The sequence below is a fragment of the Pseudomonas sp. S2_A10 genome, assembly GCF_054668465.1.
The window spans coordinates 1,538,898-1,561,407 of record NZ_CP162773.1; the positions used below are offsets into that span (position 1 = coordinate 1,538,898).

21 protein-coding genes are annotated in these 22,510 nt (G+C 61.1%); 16 read left to right on the plus strand and 5 right to left on the minus strand.

Features of this window, described 5'->3' with window-relative positions:
- Window positions 1–201 precede the first annotated feature (201 nt).
- The 6 genes from AB4N41_RS07110 (at window position 202) to AB4N41_RS07135 (ending at window position 7,639) form a co-directional block, all read left to right on the plus strand.
- Window positions 202–1,557 carry a M16 family metallopeptidase gene (locus tag AB4N41_RS07110; RefSeq protein ID WP_041476824.1) on the plus strand — a complete coding sequence of 452 codons (1,356 nt, stop codon included), beginning with the start codon at window positions 202–204 and terminating at the stop codon, window positions 1,555–1,557.
- Window positions 1,550–3,040, plus strand: coding sequence for a M16 family metallopeptidase (locus tag AB4N41_RS07115; protein WP_252877053.1), 1,491 nt, complete (start codon window positions 1,550–1,552; stop codon window positions 3,038–3,040). The genes AB4N41_RS07110 and AB4N41_RS07115 overlap by 8 nt, the downstream gene beginning before the upstream one ends.
- On the plus strand, window positions 3,040–3,642 hold the full coding sequence (gene rsmD, locus AB4N41_RS07120) for a 16S rRNA (guanine(966)-N(2))-methyltransferase RsmD (RefSeq protein WP_212617362.1): 603 nt from the start codon (window positions 3,040–3,042) through the stop codon (window positions 3,640–3,642). The genes AB4N41_RS07115 and rsmD overlap by 1 nt, the downstream gene beginning before the upstream one ends.
- A gap of 108 nt (window positions 3,643–3,750) precedes the next feature.
- Window positions 3,751–5,091 carry a M16 family metallopeptidase gene (locus tag AB4N41_RS07125; protein ID WP_252877054.1) on the plus strand — a complete coding sequence of 447 codons (1,341 nt, stop codon included), beginning with the start codon at window positions 3,751–3,753 and terminating at the stop codon, window positions 5,089–5,091.
- Window positions 5,088–6,560: a M16 family metallopeptidase gene (locus AB4N41_RS07130; RefSeq protein ID WP_252877055.1), complete on the plus strand. Its 1,473-nt coding sequence runs from the start codon at window positions 5,088–5,090 to the stop codon at window positions 6,558–6,560. Before AB4N41_RS07125 ends, AB4N41_RS07130 begins: the two co-directional genes overlap by 4 nt.
- A gap of 71 nt (window positions 6,561–6,631) precedes the next feature.
- On the plus strand, window positions 6,632–7,639 hold the full coding sequence (locus tag AB4N41_RS07135) for a hydrolase (RefSeq protein WP_252877056.1): 1,008 nt from the start codon (window positions 6,632–6,634) through the stop codon (window positions 7,637–7,639).
- A 252-nt stretch (window positions 7,640–7,891) separates the two neighbouring features.
- Here AB4N41_RS07135 and AB4N41_RS07140 read toward each other — a convergent pair whose 3' ends face one another.
- A complete protein-coding gene (locus AB4N41_RS07140; protein ID WP_252877057.1) occupies window positions 7,892–8,746 on the minus strand; it encodes a sulfurtransferase in 855 nt (284 codons plus the stop codon).
- A gap of 31 nt (window positions 8,747–8,777) precedes the next feature.
- On the minus strand, window positions 8,778–9,449 hold the full coding sequence (locus AB4N41_RS07145) for a TetR/AcrR family transcriptional regulator (protein WP_252877058.1): 672 nt from the start codon (window positions 9,447–9,449) through the stop codon (window positions 8,778–8,780).
- Window positions 9,450–9,596: 147 nt separating this feature from the next.
- Between AB4N41_RS07145 and AB4N41_RS07150 the strand changes: the two genes are divergently transcribed.
- The 5 genes from AB4N41_RS07150 to AB4N41_RS07170 all read left to right on the plus strand — a co-directional run bounded on the left by AB4N41_RS07150 (window position 9,597) and on the right by AB4N41_RS07170 (window position 14,324).
- Window positions 9,597–11,027, plus strand: a complete 1,431-nt coding sequence (locus AB4N41_RS07150; protein ID WP_252877059.1) for a coniferyl aldehyde dehydrogenase — start codon at window positions 9,597–9,599, stop codon at window positions 11,025–11,027.
- Window positions 11,028–11,056: 29 nt separating this feature from the next.
- Window positions 11,057–11,602 (plus strand): twin-arginine translocation pathway signal protein, encoded by a 546-nt coding sequence (locus AB4N41_RS07155; RefSeq protein ID WP_150636939.1) that lies wholly within the window; start codon window positions 11,057–11,059, stop codon window positions 11,600–11,602.
- A 131-nt stretch (window positions 11,603–11,733) separates the two neighbouring features.
- Window positions 11,734–13,329: a GMC family oxidoreductase gene (locus AB4N41_RS07160; RefSeq protein ID WP_252877060.1), complete on the plus strand. Its 1,596-nt coding sequence runs from the start codon at window positions 11,734–11,736 to the stop codon at window positions 13,327–13,329.
- 115 nt (window positions 13,330–13,444) lie between these two features.
- On the plus strand, window positions 13,445–13,924 hold the full coding sequence (coaD, locus tag AB4N41_RS07165; RefSeq protein ID WP_003229157.1) for a pantetheine-phosphate adenylyltransferase: 480 nt from the start codon (window positions 13,445–13,447) through the stop codon (window positions 13,922–13,924).
- Between the two features lie 148 nt (window positions 13,925–14,072).
- The gene (locus tag AB4N41_RS07170; protein WP_003195146.1) at window positions 14,073–14,324 is read left to right on the plus strand and encodes a YfhL family 4Fe-4S dicluster ferredoxin; all 252 of its coding nucleotides are present in this window, start codon (window positions 14,073–14,075) and stop codon (window positions 14,322–14,324) included.
- A gap of 125 nt (window positions 14,325–14,449) precedes the next feature.
- Here AB4N41_RS07170 and AB4N41_RS07175 read toward each other — a convergent pair whose 3' ends face one another.
- Genes AB4N41_RS07175 through AB4N41_RS07185 form a run of 3 tightly spaced genes read right to left on the minus strand, consistent with a single transcriptional unit; the run spans window position 14,450 to window position 16,467 of the window.
- Window positions 14,450–14,773 carry a multidrug transporter gene (locus AB4N41_RS07175; protein ID WP_252877061.1) on the minus strand — a complete coding sequence of 108 codons (324 nt, stop codon included), beginning with the start codon at window positions 14,771–14,773 and terminating at the stop codon, window positions 14,450–14,452.
- Between the two features lie 56 nt (window positions 14,774–14,829).
- Window positions 14,830–15,642, minus strand: coding sequence for a bifunctional DNA-formamidopyrimidine glycosylase/DNA-(apurinic or apyrimidinic site) lyase (gene mutM / locus AB4N41_RS07180; protein ID WP_252877062.1), 813 nt, complete (start codon window positions 15,640–15,642; stop codon window positions 14,830–14,832).
- Between the two features lie 12 nt (window positions 15,643–15,654).
- Window positions 15,655–16,467: an HDOD domain-containing protein gene (locus tag AB4N41_RS07185; protein ID WP_164558347.1), complete on the minus strand. Its 813-nt coding sequence runs from the start codon at window positions 16,465–16,467 to the stop codon at window positions 15,655–15,657.
- Between the two features lie 228 nt (window positions 16,468–16,695).
- Here AB4N41_RS07185 and AB4N41_RS07190 point away from each other — a divergent pair, with 228 nt between their 5' ends.
- The 5 genes from AB4N41_RS07190 to AB4N41_RS07210 all read left to right on the plus strand — a co-directional run bounded on the left by AB4N41_RS07190 (window position 16,696) and on the right by AB4N41_RS07210 (window position 22,321).
- Window positions 16,696–17,235, plus strand: a complete 540-nt coding sequence (locus AB4N41_RS07190) for a type 1 glutamine amidotransferase domain-containing protein (protein WP_064364734.1) — start codon at window positions 16,696–16,698, stop codon at window positions 17,233–17,235.
- A gap of 163 nt (window positions 17,236–17,398) precedes the next feature.
- Window positions 17,399–18,595, plus strand: a complete 1,197-nt coding sequence (locus tag AB4N41_RS07195) for a class I SAM-dependent rRNA methyltransferase (RefSeq protein WP_236167725.1) — start codon at window positions 17,399–17,401, stop codon at window positions 18,593–18,595.
- Between the two features lie 453 nt (window positions 18,596–19,048).
- Window positions 19,049–20,122, plus strand: coding sequence for a SagB family peptide dehydrogenase (locus AB4N41_RS07200; RefSeq protein ID WP_252877063.1), 1,074 nt, complete (start codon window positions 19,049–19,051; stop codon window positions 20,120–20,122).
- Window positions 20,119–21,096, plus strand: a complete 978-nt coding sequence (locus tag AB4N41_RS07205) for a diiron oxygenase (protein ID WP_095181321.1) — start codon at window positions 20,119–20,121, stop codon at window positions 21,094–21,096. The genes AB4N41_RS07200 and AB4N41_RS07205 overlap by 4 nt, the downstream gene beginning before the upstream one ends.
- Complete coding sequence (locus tag AB4N41_RS07210) at window positions 21,089–22,321, plus strand: MFS transporter (protein WP_252877064.1); 1,233 nt, start codon at window positions 21,089–21,091, stop codon at window positions 22,319–22,321. Before AB4N41_RS07205 ends, AB4N41_RS07210 begins: the two co-directional genes overlap by 8 nt.
- Window positions 22,322–22,510: the final 189 nt, after the last annotated feature.

Genomic DNA, 22,510 nt, shown 5'->3' on the forward strand with positions numbered 1-22,510 from the left:
GCGCCACCCGGAGGGCCGGGCCTGATAGTGTGCAGGGCTGCGTTGCTCGGAGTTTATTTGGAACAACCAAACCACACTCCTCGCGCCTTGCCCTGCACACTATCAGGCGCCGGCGCGGTACTGGTAATGATCAATGACACGCCCTACCTCTCGCCCGCCGACGCTAAGACCAAGCGGGCAGCCCAACAGGTTGAAAAACGAATGAATGCTCTAGCCCGCCGCGCTGCTGGCCTGCTGCTCAGCGCAGTCTGCCTGCCCCTTTCGGCCTTGGCGGCCGACCCGCAACCGACCCATGAATTCACCCTCGACAACGGCCTCAAGGTCGTCGTGCGCGAAGACCATCGTGCGCCGGTGGTCGTTTCGCAGATCTGGTACAAGGTCGGCTCCAGCTACGAGACTCCGGGGCAGACCGGTCTGTCCCACGCGCTTGAGCACATGATGTTCAAGGGCAGCGAAAAAGTCGGCCCCGGCGAAGCCTCGCTGATCCTGCGCGACCTCGGCGCCGAAGAGAACGCGTTCACCAGCGACGACTTCACTGCTTATTACCAGGTGCTGGCCCGTGACCGTCTCGGCGTGGCCTTTGAGCTGGAAGCCGACCGCATGGCCAATCTGCGCCTGCCGGCCGACGAGTTCGCCAAGGAAATCGAAGTCATCAAGGAAGAGCGCCGCCTGCGCACCGATGACAAGCCGATGTCCAAGGCCTACGAGCGCTACAAGGCCATGGCCTACCCGGCCAGCGGTTATCACACGCCGACCATCGGCTGGATGGCTGACCTCGACCGTATGAAAGTCGAGGAACTGCGCCACTGGTACCAATCCTGGTACGCGCCGAACAACGCCACGCTGGTGGTGGTCGGTGACGTCACTCCGGACGAAGTGAAAACCCTCGCCCAGCGCTACTTCGGCCCGGTCGCCAAACGCGACGTGCCACCGGCGAAAAAACCGCTGGAACTGGCCGAGCCCGGCGAACGCCAGATCACCCTGCGCGTGCAGACCCAACTGCCGAGCCTGATGCTTGGCTTCAACGTGCCGAGCATTGCTACCGCTGAAGACAAACGCTCGGTCAACGCCCTGCGCCTGATCTCCGCGCTGCTCGATGGCGGCTACAGCGGGCGCATCCCGACGCAGCTGGAACGTGGCGAAGAGCTGGTCTCCGGCGGCTCGTCGGACTATGACGCCTACACCCGTGGTGACAGCCTGTTCACCCTGTCGGCCACGCCAAATACGCAGAAGAAAAAGACCATCGCCCAGGCCGAAGCCGGCTTGTGGAAACTGCTTGAGCAACTGAAAACCACCGCGCCGTCTGCCGAAGAGCTGGAACGCGTCCGCGCTCAAGTCATCGCCGGCCTGGTCTACGAGCGTGACTCGATCACCAGCCAGGCCACCGCGATCGGTCAACTGGAAACGGTCGGTCTGTCGTGGAAGCTGATGGACACCGAACTGGCCGATCTGGAAAGCGTGACCCCGCAAGACATCCAGAACGCCGCGAAAAAGTATTTCACCCGCGAACGTCTCAGCGTCGCCCACGTCCTGCCTTTGGAGACGACTCATGAGTGAGCGCAAAACCCCACGCCTGATGCTGCTTGGCCTGATTGCTGTCGCGGTGATCGGCTCGGCGGCTGTGTATCTGTCGCCCGGCGCTGACAGCCACGCCAGCGAAGCCTTGGATAACGCCAAGTCCAGCCAGAAATTGCAATCGCTGGCCGAACTCGATGGCAAGGCCCCGGCCAGCCGCAAGCTCGATGTGCAGACCTGGAACACCGCTGAAGGCGCCAAAGTGCTGTTCGTCGAAGCGCATGAGCTGCCGATGTTCGACATGCGCCTGATCTTCGCCGCTGGCAGCAGCCAGGATGGCAACGTCCCCGGCCTCGCAGTGCTGACCAACGCCATGCTCAACGAAGGCATCGCCGGCAAAGACGTCGGCGCCATCGCCCAGGGTTTTGAAGGCCTTGGGGCCGACTTCGGCAACGGTGCGTTCAAGGACATGGCGCTGGCCTCGTTGCGCAGCCTGAGCGCACCTGAGCAGCGTGAACCGGCGTTGAAGCTGTTCGCCGATGTGGTCGGCAAACCGACCTTCCCCGCCGATTCCTTCGCGCGCATCAAGAACCAACTGCTCGCCGGTTTCGAATATCAGAAACAGAACCCCGGCAAACTCGCCAGCCTGGAGCTGATGAAGCGTCTGTATGGCGATCACCCGTACGCGCATTCCAGCGATGGCAATGCCCAAAGCGTGCCGAAGATCACCGTCGCGCAATTACGCGAGTTCCATGCCAAGGCCTACGCCGCCGGCAATGCGGTGATTGCGCTGGTTGGTGATTTGTCGCGAGCCGAAGCCGAGGCGATCGCCAATCAGGTCTCCTCTGCCCTGCCGAAAGGCCCGGCACTGGCGAAAATCGCTGCGCCGCAGGAACCGCAAGCCAGCGTCAACCACATCGAGTTTCCGTCGAAACAGACCAACCTGATGCTCGCGCAACTGGGCATCGATCGCGATGATCCGGATTACGCCGCGCTGTCGCTGGGCAACCAGATCCTCGGCGGCGGTGGTTTCGGTACGCGCCTGATGAGCGAAGTGCGCGAGAAGCGCGGCCTGACCTACGGCGTGTATTCGGCGTTCAGCCCGATGCAGGCCCGTGGCCCGTTCATGATCAACCTGCAGACCCGCGCCGAGATGAGCGAAGGCACCCTGAAACTGGTGCAGGACGTGCTCGCCGACTACCTGAAAACCGGGCCGACACAGAAAGAACTCGACGATGCCAAGCGCGAACTGGCCGGCAGCTTCCCGCTGTCCACCGCGAGCAACGCCGACATCGTTGGCCAATTGGGCGCGATGGGCTTCTATAATCTGCCACTGAGCTATCTCGACGATTTCATGCGGCAGTCGCAGAGCCTGACCGTAGAGCAGGTCCGCGATGCGCTGAACAAACACCTGAGCACGGAGAAAATGGTCATCGTCACCGCTGGCCCGACCGTGCCGCAAAAGCCGTTACCGGCCCCATCTGATAAACCTGCCGAGCAACCGCTCGGGGTTCCGGAGCATTAATGGCCACTCGAGCACCGAAAAAACCTGTGCAAAACGTGCACAACGGCGTCAATCAGCTGCGCATCATTGGCGGCCAGTGGCGCAGCCGCAAGCTGAGCTTCCCCGACGCACCGGGCCTGCGCCCGACCCCGGATCGCGTGCGTGAAACCCTGTTCAACTGGCTCGCGCCCTATGTCGAAGGGGCGAAAGTGCTCGACCCGTTCGCCGGCAGCGGCGCGCTGTTTCTCGAAGCGCTGTCCCGAGGCGCGGCCACGGCCCAGGCGCTGGACGCCAGCAACGTTGCGGTTTCCAGCCTGAAAGAGCACCTCGGCACCCTGCGTTGCAGCAACGGCCAGGTGCAAACTGCCGATGCGCTGCGCTACCTGGAAACCCAGACCGCGACGCCGTTCGATCTGGTGTTCCTCGACCCGCCGTTCAACCAGAACCTGTTGCCAGCGGTTTGTACTTTGCTGGAAGAGCGCCAATGGCTCGCGGCCGATTCATGGATCTACACGGAAAGCGAAACAGCGCCATCGACGCTGGGCCTGCCGGGCAACTGGCGCCTGCACCGCGAACAGAAATCCGGTCGTGTGTATTACGCGTTGTGGCAGCGCAGCGCCTGAACCATCCGCACTGCGCTTTAGCGTGCGGTAGATAGTTACCGCACCCAGTGCCTCGCAGTCAGCCACAGTGGTTGCCGCAATCTGCGTTAACCACTGAGGATTTCGCGTATGGATACGCTCTGCAGCCGGATGCTGCTTTTTCTTGGCCTCGCGCCGTTCATGACGCTGGCCGCCACGCCCCCGCCGACTCATCAATTCACCCTGGAAAACGGTTTGCAGGTACTGGTGCGCGAGGATCACCGTGCGCCGCTGGTCACTTCGCATTTGTGGTTCAAGGTCGGCTCGGCAGACGAGGCGCCGGGGCAAGCCGGGCTATCGCACGTTCTTGAACACATGCTCTACAAAGGCAGCCGCAAGACCTGCGCCGGTGAGGCTTCGCGTCTTTTGGAATCCCTGGGTGCCGAAGAAAATGCCTTCACCGCCGAGGACGTCACCGGCTACTACCAGACCTTGTCGCCGCGCTATCTGGGCGTGGTTTTCGAGCTGATGGCCGACCTGATGACGACTGCTGATTTGCACGTCGACGACCTGGAAACCGAACTGGCAGTCATCCGCGAAGAGCGCCAGCTGCGCATTGACGACGATGTTGACGCCGCTGTGCTGGAACACTTCACCAGCCAGGCGCATGTCGCCAACAGCTATCGCACGCCAGTCATCGGCTGGATGCACGACCTGCAGCACGTGGACGCCAAGGAACTTCGCCATTGGTATCAAAGCCGTTATGCGCCGGGCAACGCCGTACTGGTGATCGTCGGCGATGTCACGCTCGCACACGTGCAGCCTCTGGCCGAGCGCTATTTTGGCGCGCTCACAAATCGTCCCGTGCCGCGCCTGTTACGGCCCGTGGAGCTGAAAGTGCCGGGCGAACGCAGACTGACCTTGCAGCGCCATGTCCCAGCAGAGCGGTTGCTGATGGCTTTCAATCTGCCCGGACTGGCCACGGCCAAAGACCTGCACACCGTGCACGCCCTGCGCCTGATCAACGCGATACTCGGCGGCGCACATGGCGCGCGCCTGCAAAAGAAATTGATTTTCACCGACCGCGTTCTCAATCGTGTCGACACTCACTACGACGAACGGACGCGCGGCGACAGCCTGCTGCTGTTGACTGCCGAGCTGGCCGATCCGCCGCTGACCGATCTTGAAGGTGCGCAAGCGCGGGTGTGGGAGCAGATCGAAACGTTGCGCACCACACCACCGTCGGCAGAAGAGCTCGAGCGGGCACGCACGCAACTGATCGCGCAGCAGGTGTATGCCCGCGATTCGATTCAGGAACAGGCGCGTCAGCTGGCCAGGCTCCAGGCCATCGGCTTGCCTTGGCGAATACTCGATGAAGATGCAGCTGCATTGGCGAAAGTGACGCCGCAACAGATCCGCGAAGTGGCCGCCACGTGGCTGACCCCCGAGCGTCTCAGCGTTGCCCACGTACGCAAGGTGGACGTCCGATGAGCAGGTCCTCAAGGCGCACGGGGTTGGTCCTGATGTGGCTGTCGGCTGCGGCGGCTTGCGCTGATGGTCAGCCTGAACAAGCGCGGACATCGCGCCTGCAATCGCTCAGCGAAGTCCAAGCGCTGGAAATCAAGCCGCGCGCATTGCAGATCAGGGGCTGGAAAACCCTGACCGGCACCAAGGTGCTGTTCGTGCGCACGAGCGATCTGCCGATGTTCGATATTCACGTCAGCTTCGCCGCAGGCAGCGCCCGCGACGGTAGCCTGCCGGGCCTGGCTGCCACGACCTTTTCCATGCTCAATGAAGGTATCCCCGGCAAGGATTTGTCCGCCATCGTCGAAACCTTCGACGGGCTCGGCGCGCAATGGGAAATGGACATCGATCACGACCGCGCCGTGTTCTCCCTGCGCAGCCTCAGCGATCCGGCCAAGCGCCTACCGGCGATGGATCTGTTGACGCGAATATTCAGCGAGCCATCGCTCAGCGCCCAGCGCCTGCCGCCAGTGAAAGACGAACTGCGCGCCGCGCTCATCGCAGAGCAAGGCGATGCCGCGGGTCTGGCCTCGCAGAGCATCAAGGCACTGCTTGCGCCGGACAGCCCGTACAGCCTTCCGGTCTATGGCACGCAATGGGGCCTCAATGCCGTGACCCGCGCCGCCGTGGAGGATTTCCATCGCCGCTATTACGCTGCCCGACATGCGCAAATTACCCTCGTCGGCGACCTCACTCTGGACCAGGCACAAGCGATCAGCCTGCAGATCAGCAATGCCCTGCCCAAGCCTCCTGACGCGCTGGTGTCTTCAGCAATGGCAACACCCGGAAACGTCCAGTCCAGTCACCTGGAACTGAATCAACTGCAGACCCACATTACCTTTGCCCAAATCAGCGTGCCGCGACGACATGCCGATCACACCGCCTTGTACGCCGCCAGTCAGATTCTCGCCGGAGGCAGCAACAGTCGGTTGATGAATGAACTGCGGCACAAACGCGGACAGGTTTATGACGTGTATGGCGCCAGCGTCAATTGGGCTGGTGGCGCCGGGTTGCTGACCGTCACCTTGCAGACCGGTAGCTCCATGAGCGACAGCACCGTCGCTTTGGTGCGCTCGATGCTCAATGATTTTCTTCGGGAAGGGCCGACCGCCCCGGAACTCGAGCACCTCAAGCGCAGGCTGGCCAACAGAAATGTGCTCACCAGCGCCAGCAACCGGCACATTCTGGCCAGACTCGTGGAGATCAACCGCTACGACTTGCCGCTCGATCTGGATTACACAATGCAACAAGTGCAGAGGCTGACGGTGGACGACATCAAACTCGCTATGAACCGTCACTTGTCTGTTGATCGCTGGGTGTCGGTTACGGTCGGCCCCAGTGTCGAGCAACAGCCACTGCCTGGACCGGAGGTTGCGCCGATCGGTCAGGCTGAAGAGGACATGTGTCGCGCCGACCCGGGCTTTGTGGCAAGTTAGGCGCTTTCGTTGAGAAGCGACAGCCCGCCCTGTGCGCCGGTCGCTTTACGCAAGACCTGTCGAGATTTGCCGTGCAATCACCGTCCCCGCTTCCCGCCTCGCGTTTCGTTCCGGCCTTCGGCCTCGGCAATCCGCATCTGCAAACCCTGTGGGGTCCGCTGTGGCGCAAGACCGTGCACATCGAGCGCGAACGCGAACGCCTGTGGCTCGAGGACGGCGACTTCCTCGACCTCGACTGGCACGGCCCGCACAGCGCCGAGGCGCCGTTGGTACTGGTGCTGCACGGTTTGACCGGCTCATCCAATTCGCCCTATGTGGCGGGCATTCAAAAGGCCTTGGCCGAGCAGGGCTGGGCCAGCGTCGCGCTGAACTGGCGCGGTTGTTCCGGCGAGCCGAATCTGTTGCCGCGCAGCTACCACTCCGGCGCCAGCGAAGACCTTGCCGAAGCCATCCAGCACCTGCGCGCGAAACGACCGTTGGCGCCGTTGTACGCGGTCGGCTATTCACTGGGCGGCAACGTGCTGCTCAAACATCTTGGCGAAACCGGCAGCAACAGCGGTGTGCTCGGCGCGGTGGCGGTGTCGGTACCGTTCCGCCTCGATCAATGTGCCGATCGTATCGGCCAGGGGTTTTCGCGGGTTTACCAGGCGCATTTCATGCGCGAAATGGTCGCCTACATCAAGAACAAGCAGCGCCAGTTCCAGCATGACGGGCGCGAAGACGGCCTGGCGAAACTGGCCGCGCTCGGCTCGCTGGAAAACATGCGTACGTTCTGGGATTTCGACGGCCGGGTCACCGCGCCGCTGCATGGTTTCACCGATGCCGAGGATTACTACCGCCGCGCCTCGAGCCGCTACTACCTAGGCGAGATCCGCACGCCGACGCTGATCATTCAGGCAGCGGATGATCCGTTCGTATTTCCCCACAGCCTGCCGCAAGCCGATGAGTTGTCAGCCTGCACCCAGTTCGAATTGCAAACGCGTGGCGGTCATGTCGGTTTCGTCGACGGCTCGTTTCGCCAGCCCGGGTATTACCTGGAGCGGCGCATACCACAATGGCTGGCCGCACTCGCTCAATGAACGCCGCATATCCCTTGCAGGAGTGAGCCTGCTCGCGATGGCGGTGGGTCAGTCTGGAAATTCAATGCCTGACAGGACGCCTTCGCGAGCAGGCTCGCTCCCACAGGGATTTGTGTCGGCATCAAAATGCATGGCACAACCTGGTTCAATGTGGGAGCGAGCCTGCTCGCGAAAGCGGTGAGTCAGTTGGCATTTAACTCACAGACCCACCGCCATCGCGAGCAGGCTCACTCCTACAGGAGATCGCTGTGTTTATTCGCCCGTGGCAATCCCGCGCGACGGTTCGTTGATCCACTCGCTCCACGATCCGGCATACAGCGCCCCCAGCGGATACCCAGCCAGGCACAGTGCGAACAGGTTATGGCACGCCGTCACCCCGGAGCCGCAGTAGGCGACCAGTTCCGACGGTGAGCGATCACCCAGCTTCGCCGCAAAGCGCTGCTTGAGCTGCTCCGCCGGCAAAAAACGTCCATCACTGCCGAGGTTGTCGGTGAACGCCGCGCACTGCGCGCCGGGAATGTGCCCGGCGACCGGATCGATCGGTTCCACTTCGCCCTTGAAGCGCGGCAAGGCGCGGGCGTCGAGCAGGGTCAGGGTTGGCTGGCCGAGACGTTGTAGCAGTTGCTCGGCGCTGAGCAGCAGGCTCATGTCCGGCTGACCGCTGAAGTGGCCGGGCGTCATGCTCGGCGGATCCAGGCTCAGCGGCAGGCCGGCCGCGTGCCAGGCCTTGAGCCCGCCGTCGAGAATGAACACGCCGTCGCGCTTGCCCAGCCATGCCAGCAACCACCACGCCCGCGCCGCATACGCACCCGGGCCGTCGTCGTACAAAACCACATCGCTGTCGTTGCTGATGCCCCAGGCTTGCAGGCGCTCGATCAACACCGCCGGCTCGGGCAACGGATGACGCCCGGTCACGCCCTTCTCGACTTTACCGCTCAGATCCCGTTCCAGATCGGCGAAACTCGCCCCGGCAATATGCCCTTCGGCGTAGCTGCGCTGGCCGTAATCCGGATCTTCGAGGGCGAAACGACAATCGAGAATCACCAGCCCCGGCTGCTCTTTGCGAGCGTCCAAAGCTTGTGGGCTGATCAACTGCGCAATCGACATAACGGGCTCCTGTGGAATTCGGCTGAACGGTTTATTTCACGTCTTCAAGGGCCTGCGCCAGCGGCACATAGAACTCGTCGAACAGTGCGTTGACTTCATCCCGCGCCTGATCGGTGACAAACCCTGACTCAAGCACCAGCACCTGATACACGCCACGCTTCACGGCCTGTTCGCTGAGGTGGTTGGAGTTTTCCCGGGTGGTGCACAGAAAACGCACCCACGACGTCAGGATGATCCACGCATTGAGGGTCAGCGATTCGATCTGCACACGGTCCATTTTCAGGATGCCGGCGGCGACGAAGCCTTCGTAGATCGCTGCGCCCTGGATCACGCAGCGCTGGGAAAAACGCCGATAGCGCGCGGCCAGTTCCGCATCGCTGTCGAGCAGATGCTCAAGGTCACGATGCAGGAAACGGTAGCGCCACATGGCCGAGAGCAGTTCCTTGAGATAGAAACGCTTGTCCTCGACGGTCGCCGGGCGACCCTGAGGCGGACGCAAAAAGCTGTCCACCAGGGCTTCGTACTCACTGAACAACACGGCGATGATCGCCTGCTTGTTGGGGAAGTGGTAGTACAGGTTGCCCGGAGAAATCTCCATGTGCGCGGCGATGTGGTTGGTGCTGACGCTGCGCTCGCCCTGCTGATTGAACAGCTCCAGGCTGTTCTGAACGATGCGCTCGCTGGTTTTTATTCGTGGGGCCATGGCTTGAGCTTTAATTCAGAGTGCGTAGACGGCGCATCTTACGACCTAACCGGAAATGGATAAAACCTTGCCGTGCACGGAAGTCGTTTGACTTTCTAGAGCTTAGACTCTAAAAAGTGCCCATTACAATAAAATCCGGAGCCCGCGATGACTGCCGACATTGCCTACCTGCAAACCCTGCAACAGCCTCTTGAAACCCTCGATCGGCAGTTCCAGGCACAACGGGCCGCATATGCCGCCAACCCGATGCCGCCGGCCGCACAGCGGCAACAATGGCTCAAGGCTTTGCGCGATTTGCTCAGCGCTGAGCGGCAGGCATTGATCGAGGCGATCAGCGCCGATTTCAGTCACCGCAGCGTCGACGAAACCCTGCTCGCCGAACTGATGCCGAGCCTGCACGGCATTCACTACGCCAGCCGTCATCTGAAGAACTGGATGAAGCCATCGCGGCGCAAGGTCGGCATGGCCTTCCAGCCTGCTTCGGCAAAGGTGGTTTACCAGCCGCTGGGCGTGGTCGGTGTGATCGTGCCGTGGAACTACCCGCTGTATCTGGCCGTAGGGCCGATGGTCGGCGCCCTGGCGGCGGGCAATCGGGTGATGCTCAAGCTCAGCGAATCGACCCCGGCCACCGGCCTGTTGCTCAAAGAGCTGCTCGCGCGGATCTTTCCCGAAGACCTGGTTTGTGTAGTGCTGGGCGAAGCGGATGTCGGCGTAGCGTTCTCGCGTCTACCGTTCGATCACTTGCTGTTCACCGGTTCCACCAGCGTCGGCAAACACGTCATGCGCGCTGCGGCGGAAAACCTCACGCCGGTCACCCTGGAACTGGGCGGCAAGTCGCCGGCCATCGTCTCCAGAGACGTACCGCTCAAGGACGCCGCCGAACGCATCGCCTTCGGCAAAACCCTCAACGCCGGGCAGACCTGCGTCGCGCCCGACTATGTGCTGGTGCCGGAAGACCGCGTCGGCGCCTTCGTCGAGGCCTACCGTCAGGCTGTGAAAGGCTTCTACCCGACACTGGCCGACAACGCCGACTACACCGCGATCATCAACGAACGCCAGATGGCCCGACTGAACGGTTACGTCAGCGACGCGACCAGCAAGGGCGCGCTGCTGATCCCACTGTTCGAACAAGGCCAGGGCCGACGCATGCCGCACAGCGTGCTGCTCAATGTCAGCGATGAGATGACGGTGATGCAGGACGAGATTTTCGGCCCGTTGCTGCCGATCGTGCCCTATCGCGATCTGGAGCAGGCATTCGCTTACATCAATCAGCGGCCTCGTCCTCTGGCTCTTTACTACTTTGGCTACGACAAACGCGAACAGCATCGCGTGCTGCACGAGACCCATTCCGGCGGCGTATGCCTGAACGACACCTTGTTGCATGTCGCTCAGGACGATATGCCCTTCGGTGGCATCGGCCCCTCGGGCATGGGCCATTACCACGGCCACGAAGGTTTCCTGACCTTCAGCAAGGCCAAGGGCGTGCTGATCAAACAGCGCTTCAACGCGGCCCGGCTTATCTACCCGCCCTACGGCACATCGATTCAGAAACTGATTCAGAAGCTGTTCATTCGCTAAACGTTCGTCGACGCCGGGTAATAAAAACAATGCACCCAAGCCTGACCGAAACACCTGCCCTGTCGCGCCGTGGCCTGCTGAAATTCAGCCTCGGCGCCAGCGCGTTTCTCGCCACCGCCGGCCTTGGCGCCAGCCTCACTGGCTGCTCGTCGAGCGTCAGCGCCAACGGCTTCGTCAGTTTGCGCGACGGCGATCTACTGTTCCTGCGTGCGCTGATCCCGGTGATGCTCGACGGCGCCGTTGCCACCGGGGAAATGCCCGCTGCGCTCGACGGCACGCTGAAGTCACTGGACTACAGCCTTGATCACGTGTCGCCGGAAATGCTCAAGCTCACTCGGCAACTCTTCGATGTGCTCGGCATGGCCGTGACCCGTGGCCCGCTCACCGGCATCTGGGGCAGTTGGGAAAACGCCAGCCCTGAAGCGATGCGGCATTTCCTTGAACGCTGGGAGAACAGTTCACTGAGCTTGTTGCGCATGGGCCACAGCTCGTTGCAGCAGATGGTGATGATGGCCTGGTACACCCGCGCCGAGTCCTGGGCGCATTGCGGTTATCCCGGGCCGCCTAAGGTCTGAAACCAGGGCGCGGCCTTCGCGAGCAGGCTCGCTCCCACATTTGAAATGCATCCCCCTGTGGGAGCGAGCCTGCTCGCGAAGGGGCCTGCTGCATCACCTCAGCATCCAGAACAATAAAGAGAACCTGACCGATGCCCGTACCCGATCCCTTCCGCGAAGGCCTCGCCCGAGGCTGGAAAACCTACAACGGCGCGCAATTGAGCGACGACCTCACCCTCGAAGCCGACGTGGCGATCATCGGCAGTGGCGCCGGCGGCGGCACCACGGCAGAGATCCTCAGCGCGGCCGGCTACAAAGTCCTGCTGATCGAAGAAGGCCCGCTGAAGACCAGCTCGGATTTCAAACTGCTCGAAGACGAGGCCTATAGCAGCCTCTACCAGGAAGGCATCGGGCGCATGAGCAAGGACGGCGCGATCACGATCCTGCAGGGCCGCGCGGTCGGCGGTACGACGCTGATCAACTGGACCTCGAGCTTCCGCACGCCCGAGCCGACCCTCGAACACTGGGCCAGCGAGCACAACGTCACAGGCCATAGCCCGGCAGAGATGGCGCCGTGGTTCGAAAAAATGGAGCAGCGCCTGGGCGTCGCGCCGTGGATGGTGCCACCCAACGCCAATAACGACGTGATCCGCAAAGGCTGCGAGCACCTCGGCTACAGCTGGCACGTGATCCCGCGCAACGTTCGCGGTTGTTGGAATCTGGGCTATTGCGGCATGGGCTGCCCGAGCAACGCCAAGCAATCGATGATGGTCACGACCATCCCGGCGACGCTGGAAAAGGGCGGCGAGCTGCTGTATCTGGCGCGGGTGGAGAAGCTGCTGATCAGCGGCGACAAGGTTACCGGGCTGCATTGCGTGGCGATGGACGAACGCTGCGTCGAGCCGACCGGGCGCAGCATCACCGTCAAGGCGCGGCATTATGTGCTGGCCGGCGGCGGCATCAACAGCCCGGCGCTGTTGCTGCGCTCCGACGCGCCGGATCCGCATGAGCGCATAGGCAAGCGCACCTTTTTGCATCCGGTGAACATGTCCGCCGCGCGTTTCGCCGAGGTGGTCAATCCGTTCTACGGCGCGCCGCAGTCGATCTACTCCGACCATTTTCAGTGGAAGGACGGCACCACCGGGCCGATGGCTTTCAAACTCGAAGTGCCGCCGCTGCACCCGGCGCTGGCCGCCACACTGCTCGGCGGTTTCGGTCAAGAGAACGCGCAACACATGGCTGATCTGCCGCACACCCACGCGATGCTGGCGCTGCTGCGCGATGGCTTCCATCCGGACAGCAGCGGTGGCTCGGTGGAGCTGCGCGGTGATGGCTCGCCGGTGCTCGACTATCAGGTTTCGCAGTACGCCTGGGACGGTTTGCGCCGGGCCTTTCACGTCATGGCCGAAATCCAGTTCGCCGGCGGCGCGCAATCGGTCATGCCGATGCACGCCGACGGTCGCTATGTGAAGACACTGGCTGAGGCGCGCTCGCTGATCGACGGATTGAGCCTGGAGCTGTACCGCACGCGACTGGGCAGTGCCCACGTGATGGGTGGTTGTGCGATGGGTGAAGATCCGAAAAGCGCGGTCGCCGACAGCCTCGGTCGCCATCATCAACTGCGCAATCTGTCGATTCACGACGGCTCGCTGTTCCCCACCAGCATCGGCGCCAACCCGCAGTTGTCGGTGTATGGCCTGACCGCGCAACTGGCGACAGCCTTGGCTGACCGACTGAAAAATCCATGAAAAAGCGGAATATTCCTATCGTCTATAGTGCTTTCTTACCCAACAGGCGACTTGGCCGACCGGGAAGGCTGCGATACCATCCGACTCCCCAACGGACTCCCGCCAGGACGACGCGATGAACCGAGTGTTGTACCCAGGTACCTTCGACCCTATTACCAAGGGCCATGGCGATCTGGTCGAACGCGCCTCGCGCCTGTTCGATCACGTGATCATTGCGGTCGCCGCCAGCCCGAAAAAGAACCCGCTGTTCCCGCTGGAACAACGGGTGGAACTGGCTCGCGAGGTCACCAAACACCTGCCTAACGTGGAAGTGGTCGGTTTCTCGACGCTGCTCGCGCATTTCGCCAAAGAGCAGAACGCCAATGTGTTCCTGCGTGGTCTGCGCGCGGTCTCGGACTTCGAATACGAATTCCAGCTGGCCAACATGAACCGCCAACTGGCACCGGATGTGGAGAGCCTGTTTCTCACACCGTCGGAGCGTTATTCTTTCATTTCCTCGACGCTGGTGAGGGAGATTGCCGCGCTGGGCGGCGATATCAGCAAGTTCGTCCACCCGGCCGTGGCCGACGCGCTGACCCTGCGCTTCAAGAAGTAGGAGCTGCCGCAGGCTGCGATCCTTTCGTTTCTGGATCGCAGCCAAAGAGTGCCCTTGATCGCCCCCGCGTGCACTGCGAGCGTCAATGCGGCACAATTGCGCGCATTGATTTATAGCGCCCGGGCCTGCCGCCCCGGCTGGAGTTAGCATGTCCCTGATCATCACCGACGATTGCATCAACTGCGACGTCTGCGAACCCGAGTGCCCGAACGCCGCCATTTCCCAAGGCGAAGAGATCTACGTGATCGACCCGAACCTGTGCACCCAGTGCGTCGGCCACTACGACGAGCCGCAGTGCCAGCAGGTCTGCCCGGTGGATTGCATTCCACTGGACGAAGCCCATCCGGAAACTGAAGAACAGTTGATGGAGAAGTACCGCAAGATTACCGGCAAGGCCTGATCTCTTCAGTGCCCGTCCGGCCCTCTTCGCGAGCAGGCTCGCTCCCACATTTGCAATGCATTCTCCTGTGGGAGCGAGCCTGCTCGCGAATGGGCCATCAGCCACACCCCTGAAACCCGATTAGCTCACTCGCGCTGCTCGAACCCCTCCCCTGTACACCCCAGGCACCGCACAAACGCCGCTTTCGCCGGGTCTACCACCAGCGCCTGACCGGCATCGCCAACACCGCCGCCGAGCGCGGTAAACGGCAACGACACCACAAACGCTCCCGCACCGATCACCGTTGCCACCACCAGCAAAGGTCGGGCAATCAGCAGGTCGCCGAGCATGGCGTAGGCCGGGGGATTCTGGATGGTGTATCGCGGGTCACCGCTGCCGTTTTCCGAGGCGTGAGCAGCCAGACTGGAACACAGCAGCAGCGTGACGAAGAAGACTTGCAGGAGTTTCATGGCACGATCCTTCGGGCTGAACAGTGAGACTTCTCACTATAGACCCAAGGATTTTTTCAGGTCTGGCAGCGCGGGCAAAACACGCTGGCGCGCTGACCGAGCTTCACTTCACGCAGACCGGTGCCGCAGACCTTGCAGTGCTGCCCTACCCGGCCGTAGACAAACAGTTCCTGCTGAAAGTATCCCGGCTGACCGTCGCCGCCAATGAAATCGCGCAATGTCGTGCCGCCACGCTCGATGGCGGCGGCGAGGATGCGTTTGATCTCGATTGCCAGTTTCAAGTAACGCCCGCGGGAGATGCCCCCGGCTTCGCGGCGCGGATCGATGCCGGCGGCGAACAGCGCTTCGGTCGCGTAGATATTGCCGACCCCGACCACCACCGCGTTGTCCATGATGAACGGCTTGACCGCCATCGAACGTCCGCGTGACAGCTTGAACAATCTTTCGCCATCGAACAGATCGGTCAGCGGCTCAGGCCCGAGGCGAATCAGCAGTTCGTGATTGAGCGGGTCGTTGCTCCACAGCATCGCACCGAAGCGTCGCGGGTCGGTGTAGCGCAGGGCCAGACCCGATTCCAGTTCGATGTCGACGTGCTCGTGCTTCAACGCCGGCAACCCGGCCTCGACCAGACGCAGATTGCCCGACATGCCCAGATGGCTGATCAGCGTGCCGATCTCGGCGTTGATCAACAGGTATTTGGCGCGCCGCTCCACCAGCACGATGCGCTGCCCGGACAGGCGCACATCGAGGTCTTCGGGGATCGGCCAGCGCAGGCGCCGGTCGCGGACGATGACGCGGCTGACCCGCTGGCCTTCCAGGTGCGGGGCGATCCCGCGACGGGTGGTTTCGACTTCCGGCAGTTCAGGCATGGTGTCCTCGGATCAATGCGCGCCGAGGTCGCGAATCGTTTGTTTGAGTGTTTCGAAGTCGTAGTCCGACAGACCGACGTAATCGAGCACCAGCGGGCCGACCGCGTTCCACTCGAAATCTTCGGTCTGGTTACCCAGCACCCGATACGAGGCGCAGATGTGCTCGGCCATTTTCAGAATCGCCAGCAAGTTTTTCAGCTGGCTGTTCTTCGACGATTCGTCGCTGAAAATCGCCAGCGCGTTGTGGTGGTTGGCGATGGCGGCGCTGACATGCTCCGGCAGGCGCCAGGACTTGGCAGTGTAGTAACCGACCACGGCGTGGTTGGTGTTGAACACACGGTTTTCCGTATCGACCACACGGCATTCCGGGCTGGCGCTGGCATAGGCCTCTTCCAGCACGGTCATGTAATTGGGGAACCGCTGCAGCATCAATGGCACGCCGCAATCGTGGAACAGGCCCAACGCATAGGCTTCGTCACCCGCCTGGGTACCGATGCGCTTGGCCAGGGTCAGGCAGGTCATCGCCACGTCCTGCGCGGTGTCCCAGAAACGGTTGAGGGTGACGATGGTGTCGTCGTTCATCTCGCCCTTGATCGACTGCGCGTTGATCAGGTTGATGATCGAGCGGCTGCCCAACAGGTTTACCGCACGCTGGATCGAGGTGATCTTGTTGCTCAGGCCGTAATACGGCGAGTTGACGATTTTCAGCAGCGCGCCGGACAGGCCGGGATCCTGGGAGATCAGCTTGGCGATCACCTCCAGGTCCGGATCGGGCATGTACTGCTCCATTTGCAGATCCACCATGATCTGCGGTTGCGCCGGCACACTGATGCCTTGCAGCGATTGTTGAATCTGTTCGGTGGTCAGCTCTTGGGACATAAGTACACACTCCGGGGCAGGCGGCGATTCTAACCGCTGGAACGGCAGGGCGACACACCGATGGGCACATCGTCGGAACTTTCATCTGCGTCCAGGCTTCGGAATCTGTAGGGCGCATCGGACCTCAACGGTTCGCTGCGAAGGCAAAATCTCCACAGACTCAGGAGCTTACCGATGGCAACTTCCCTCAATGGCAAACGCGTCGCTATTTTGGTTACCGATGGTTTCGAACAGGTCGAACTGACCGGCCCCAAGGATGCCCTGGAGCAGGCCGGCGTGCAGGTGGATATTCTTTCCGCCGAGGCTGGCACGGTCAAAGGCTGGAACCATGACAAACCGGCGGACGACTTTCCGGTCGCCAACACTTTTCAGGCCGTGAGCATCGATCAATACGATGCCGTGCTGCTGCCGGGTGGTGTGCAGAATTCCGACACCATCCGTATCGACCAGGATGCTCAGCATCTGGTCAAGACTGCCGCTTCGGCGGGCAAGCCGATTGCCGTGATCTGTCATGGCAGCTGGCTGCTGATTTCCGCAGGGCTGGTCAATGGCAAGACCATGACCAGCTACAAAACGGTCAAGGACGATCTGGTCAATGCCGGGGTCAACTGGGTCGACCAGGAAGTAGTCAAGGACGGCAACCTGATCAGCAGCCGCCAACCGGATGATGTGCCGGCGTTCAGTCAGGCCCTGATTGACGCACTGGCTGCATAAGAGCTGAAATCGCTTTCGCGAGCAGGCTCGCTCCCACAGGTGAATGCATTCCAAGTGCGGGAGCGAGCCTGCTCGCGAAGGCATCATCAGCGTTTCATCGCATCCTCAGCCCGGCGCAAACCTCAACACGCTATACTCCCGCTCTTTTTTCCGGAGCGACGTCATGTCCCTGCCTAGCCTGCGCCTCAAAGCCAACGCCGACCGTCGCCTGCGCAACGGCCACTTGTGGGTCTACAGCAACGAAATCGACGTGGCCGCCACGCCTCTGCACGGCTTCAAGGCCGGCGATCAGGCGGTGCTCGAAGCCGCCGGCGGCAAGCCGTTGGGCATCGTCGCCATGAGCCCGAACAACCTGATCTGCGCGCGCCTGCTGTCGCGCGACATCAAACTGGCACTCGACAAGTCGCTGCTGGTGCACCGTCTGAACGTCGCGCTATCGTTGCGCGAGCGTCTGTTCGACAAGCCGTTCTATCGTCTGGTCTACGGCGACTCCGACCTGCTGCCGGGTCTGGTGGTCGATCGTTTCGGCGACATCCTCGTGGTGCAGATCGCTTCGGCGACCATGGAAGCGCACAAGGACGACGTGATCGCCGCGTTGACCCAGGTGCTCAAGCCAAGCGGCATCCTGTTCAAGAACGACTCCGCAGCCCGCGACGCCGAAGGCCTCAACCGTTATGTCGAAACCGTGTTCGGTCTGGTGCCGGAGTGGGTAGCGCTGGAAGAAAACGGCGTGAAGTTCGAGGCACCCGTCATTCAAGGTCAGAAAACCGGCTGGTTCTACGACCACCGCATGAACCGCGCGCGCCTGGCACCCTACGCCAAAGGCAAACGCGTGCTCGACCTCTATAGCTATATCGGTGGCTGGGGCGTGCAGGCCGCCGCGTTCGGCGCCAGCGAAGTGTTCTGCGTCGACGCCTCCGCATTCGCCCTCGACGGTGTAGAGCGCAACGCTGCGCTGAACGGTTTCGCTGACAAGATGACCTGCATCGAAGGCGATGTCTTTGAAGCGCTGAAGGAACTGAAAGCCAGCGAAGAGCGTTTCGACGTGATCGTTGCCGATCCGCCAGCGTTCATCAAACGCAAGAAAGACATGAAGAATGGCGAAGGCGCCTACCGTCGTCTGAACGAGCAAGCCATGCGCCTGCTGACCAAGGACGGCATTCTGGTCAGTGCTTCGTGCTCCATGCACCTGCCGGAAGATGATCTGCAGAACATCCTGCTGACCAGCGCCCGTCACCTGGACCGCAATATCCAGATGCTCGAGCGTGGCGGTCAGGGTCCGGATCATCCGGTGCATCCGGCCATCGCTGAAACCCGTTACATCAAAAGCCTCACCTGCCGTCTGCTGCCCAACAGCTGATTGCGCTTGCACACCGGGGAGCCACTGAGCTCCCCGTTTTTTTTGCGCGCCCTCCCCCCGTTTTTTCACACTCGACATGAGTGTCCTGCCCTCTTCCTACAACTTCTTTCTCGCTGCCTTGCAGGAAGTTTCGTCATGCCTGTTATTTATGGAAATTAAACCTACACAGTAAGCCTCCTGCAAAAGATCACTCCGACAAAATTACTGGAATATTCCTACTTAATATCCGCTTGCCAATATTCGATTACAAACTAATATGAAGTTGTCGCAACGAAGCGACTCCAACTACCAACGAACAAGGAGTTCACATCATGAAAACCATTTATCTCGAAGCAAACACACTCGCCAACCTGGCCTTTCTGGTTGCAGCCACCGGCCGCTAAGTAAGCCTGGACGCCGGAGAGTGCCGGCACTCTGGCGTCCATCAGACTTTTTCCCGAGTGACCTGAGCCCATGTATATCAATCCTTTTCTTTTTATATTGCCGCGCCCGCCCGGACAAGTTGTCTGGAACTACAAGAACCATACTCAACACGAACTTGATCTTGAATACTCCCATCGCCTCGCCAGCCTTATACACAACCCTGATATATTTGACCCGAACAACATAATAGACAGACAACTTCTGGACGCCGGCATTTTAATAACTTCAAAAATAGACAGTCCGAATTGGGGCTGGGATGAATTGTCGAAGATCTATCACATCGGCACACAAAACATACCTTGCGCACATACGCCTCGGAATATCCACGAGTGGTCCAGCCAATATCTGGCGCACTGCAGCGAAGTGCTGGCGAAGCCAGAACCTGCAGACACCCGGGCGCGGCGATCAGTGCAGCCCCTGATTACCCTGCCCGTACCGGGCGCCATTGATGATGACAGCCTGACTCAGGCCCTGATGAGGCGCAAAACCTGTCGTTCCTACACCGGTGCAGCGGTGACACTGGATGAGGTCGGCACGCTGCTGTATTTGACCCTCGGCTATCTTCCCCCACGCGACAATGCCCACGACGATCCGGTCGCACCGGGTCTCGAGGCACGCCGAAGCTGCCCGTCCGGCGGCGGATTGAACGCCTGTGAGGGATTTGTCCTGGCGCAAAATGTCAGCGGACTGGAACCCGGCATCTACGCCTATCACCCTGCCGAACACGCCCTGAGTCGGATCAATGCGCTGCCGGATCCCGAGCTGGGTCAATTGCTCGGCGGCCAGCATTTCATCAACAACCTGCCACTGGGCGTGTTCATCACTGCAAGGTTTGATCGTCTCTGGTGGAAGTACGAGCACTCGCGTGCCTATCGCATGGCCTTCATCGAAGCCGGTCATCTCTCGCAAACCTTTCAACTGGTAGCGACGACGCTGGGGTTGAACACCTGGTTGACCGGCGCGTTTGCCGACGCACAGATTGAAACCCTGCTCGGCATCGCGGACAGCGCCGAGCAACCGTTGTTCTTCGTCGGTTGCGGACAAAGCGATGGCCAGGCCATGTGCCAGGAAATGCGTGATCTGCTCAGCGGAGCACAGTCATGATTCCCACGGCTATGGACGAGAGCGAAGCCCCGGTGTCATGGTCGCTCAAATTCACGCTTCCAGGCTGGGAGAACCGTGCATCGGTACGCAGCAGTGTCCACGACTATCGATTACCGGGCGATGTCGAGCAGCAATTGCAAACCCGCTACTGGTTACCCCCGGCCTTTGTGCCCTATCTGGCGCATCCGGCCATCCAGGCCAAAGGTCGCGAAACCCTGCACCGCCTTACCGCCAATCATCTGGTGTATTTCCTCGACTACACCACCCTGCTCGAACACCGCATCGTCAACCGCGCGGTGGAAGTCATCGTGCACCGCGAACTGCCCATTTATATACCGCTACCGATGAAACATGCGGCACTGCAGCTGTATACCGACGAGGGCTACCACGCGCTGTTTTCCAACCAGATTGCCGAGCAGATCGCTGCGCTCTACGGCATCACCCGGCGACCGGTCATTCCGAAGCGGATCAGCCGCATGAACGCTTTGATCGCGCGCACGCCGGAGAAAAACCGTGCATTGGCCTGGTTCCTGCTGGGATTTGTCTCGGAAACCATCATTGCCCGCGAGTTGCTGGAGGTCTGCCGCGACACGCTGGTATCCAGTGTGAGTGACATGTTGCGTGATCACCTTGCCGACGAAGCCCGGCACAGCCGCTATTTCGCCGAAGCCTTCCATTACTTCTGGATTGCGATGAACAGTCGTCAACGCCTGTTCGCCAGCAAGACCCTCGTGGAGATCATTTCCATCTTCTTCGAAGCAGATGAAGGCTGGCTGCAACAAAGCCTGCGTTCGGCCGGTATTGCCGAGATCGACGTGATGGAGATTGTCGGCGGCACGGCAACGGTGCAGGCCAACCGCGCCCGTGCACGCGTTGGCTGCAAACCTACTGTGGAGGCCCTGCACAAGGCCGGCTTCTTTGCATTGCCCCATAACCAGACACTCTTCGCCAAAGCAGGATTGATCGATGGATAAACACAGCCGTGCAACCACCCGCCGACAACAGCGCGGAGCAATCAGCCTGCTGCTGGCGATGATCCTGCTTGGCGTGTTTCCGCTGGATGTGCTGCTGCCTTCCTTTCCGGCATTGGCAGCCCACTTTGGCCGATCGGCAAACGACATCGCGCTGTCGATCAGTCTGTTTGCCGTGGGCATCGCATTTGCCCAGTTATTGATCGGCCCGCTGTCAGATGTGATCGGGCGCAAAGGTCTGCTGCTTGCCGGCATGAGCGTGTCGCTGCTCGGCGCACTGGGCTGCGTGCTGAGCAATGACTACACGCTGTTCCTGATTTTCCGGGTGATGCAGGCGCTGGGATGCGGTTGCTTCGTGCTGTCCCAGGCACTGGTGCAAGACCTGTTCGAAGGCAACGAGCGTGATCGCCTGCGGATCCTGATGGTCACCGCAACGGGCATCTTCATTTCGATATCACCATTGGCGGGCACGTTTCTGCAAGCCACGCTCGGCTGGCGCGGCAGCTTCTGGGTCTTCATCGCCCTGGCCGCAGCAGTTCTGATCAAGACCTGGCGATTGCTCGATAACAGCCGTCCTCCTCATGATCCCACCCGCCTTGGCTTCATCCAGTCCTATCAGCGCGTCCTGGGCAATTTCGAATTTGTCGGCTGTTGGCTGATTTCCGCATTCGCTTTCGCTTGCCACTTTTCCTTCATCGTCATCTCCCCGCTGATCTTCATGGAGCAGCTGCAGATGGCACCTTACGATTTCGCCTTGATCCTGCTGATCTACGGCGCCGCCTATGTCTTTGGCGGCGTGCTCGCCAGCGTGCTGAACCGGCATATCAATGCGCAACAGCAGATTTTTACCGGGCTGAGTCTGATCCTGCTCTCGGGACTGGTAATGCTCTATCTGGCCGCCAACCATGATTTGTCAGCTGCGACTGTGCTGATTCCAATGCTCATCTGCACGGTGGGCACGACCATTTCCCGGCCACCGGCTACCTCCCGCGCCATGAGCCTGTTTGCCGAAAATGCCGGCGCATCGGCGTCTGCCGGCAGCACCATCATCTTTATCTGTGGCGGGCTGGTCAGCGCCTTGATCAGCCTCGGCCCGGCCAACCTGCAAGCGACGCTGGGCTACGGTTTCGTCCTGTTGAGCGGCATATCCCTGTTGCTCAACAGCGTGATTGGCCGCCGCGTCAGCAACCTGCGCAGCAACAGGTTGATGCCCGGAGGCGACCATTGACCCTGCCAGTCGTCATCCCGCGCACCGCATCAGCAAGTCAACGATGCTTTGCGCCATTCCCTCGCGGCGTCAGCGGTGTAGAATCGCCTCATTCATCGCCATTCATCCCCGGCGGGTTTATGAGCTCAGGCTGAGACCAGCGGCGATCCCGCAACGTCATCGGCAGCTTCCGGACACACGGCCATTTTT

Excerpts from the sequence above, each read along its gene's own strand:
- AB4N41_RS07170 (WP_003195146.1), top strand. The coding sequence starts at position 14,073 with ATGTCCCTGATCATCACCGACGATTGCATCAACTGCGACGTCTGCGAA.
- AB4N41_RS07110 (WP_041476824.1), top strand. The coding sequence starts at position 202 with ATGAATGCTCTAGCCCGCCGCGCTGCTGGCCTGCTGCTCAGCGCAGTC.
- AB4N41_RS07155 (WP_150636939.1), top strand. The coding sequence starts at position 11,057 with ATGCACCCAAGCCTGACCGAAACACCTGCCCTGTCGCGCCGTGGCCTG.
- AB4N41_RS07150 (WP_252877059.1), top strand. The coding sequence starts at position 9,597 with ATGACTGCCGACATTGCCTACCTGCAAACCCTGCAACAGCCTCTTGAA.
- mutM (WP_252877062.1), bottom strand. The coding sequence starts at position 15,642 with ATGCCTGAACTGCCGGAAGTCGAAACCACCCGTCGCGGGATCGCCCCG.
- AB4N41_RS07175 (WP_252877061.1), bottom strand. The coding sequence starts at position 14,773 with ATGAAACTCCTGCAAGTCTTCTTCGTCACGCTGCTGCTGTGTTCCAGT.
- AB4N41_RS07145 (WP_252877058.1), bottom strand. The coding sequence starts at position 9,449 with ATGGCCCCACGAATAAAAACCAGCGAGCGCATCGTTCAGAACAGCCTG.
- AB4N41_RS07195 (WP_236167725.1), top strand. The coding sequence starts at position 17,399 with ATGTCCCTGCCTAGCCTGCGCCTCAAAGCCAACGCCGACCGTCGCCTG.
- AB4N41_RS07140 (WP_252877057.1), bottom strand. The coding sequence starts at position 8,746 with ATGTCGATTGCGCAGTTGATCAGCCCACAAGCTTTGGACGCTCGCAAA.
- rsmD (WP_212617362.1), top strand. The coding sequence starts at position 3,040 with ATGGCCACTCGAGCACCGAAAAAACCTGTGCAAAACGTGCACAACGGC.
- AB4N41_RS07160 (WP_252877060.1), top strand. The coding sequence starts at position 11,734 with ATGCCCGTACCCGATCCCTTCCGCGAAGGCCTCGCCCGAGGCTGGAAA.
- AB4N41_RS07200 (WP_252877063.1), top strand. The coding sequence starts at position 19,049 with ATGTATATCAATCCTTTTCTTTTTATATTGCCGCGCCCGCCCGGACAA.
- AB4N41_RS07190 (WP_064364734.1), top strand. The coding sequence starts at position 16,696 with ATGGCAACTTCCCTCAATGGCAAACGCGTCGCTATTTTGGTTACCGAT.
- AB4N41_RS07130 (WP_252877055.1), top strand. The coding sequence starts at position 5,088 with ATGAGCAGGTCCTCAAGGCGCACGGGGTTGGTCCTGATGTGGCTGTCG.
- coaD (WP_003229157.1), top strand. The coding sequence starts at position 13,445 with ATGAACCGAGTGTTGTACCCAGGTACCTTCGACCCTATTACCAAGGGC.
- AB4N41_RS07115 (WP_252877053.1), top strand. The coding sequence starts at position 1,550 with ATGAGTGAGCGCAAAACCCCACGCCTGATGCTGCTTGGCCTGATTGCT.
- AB4N41_RS07210 (WP_252877064.1), top strand. The coding sequence starts at position 21,089 with ATGGATAAACACAGCCGTGCAACCACCCGCCGACAACAGCGCGGAGCA.
- AB4N41_RS07205 (WP_095181321.1), top strand. The coding sequence starts at position 20,119 with ATGATTCCCACGGCTATGGACGAGAGCGAAGCCCCGGTGTCATGGTCG.
- AB4N41_RS07125 (WP_252877054.1), top strand. The coding sequence starts at position 3,751 with ATGGATACGCTCTGCAGCCGGATGCTGCTTTTTCTTGGCCTCGCGCCG.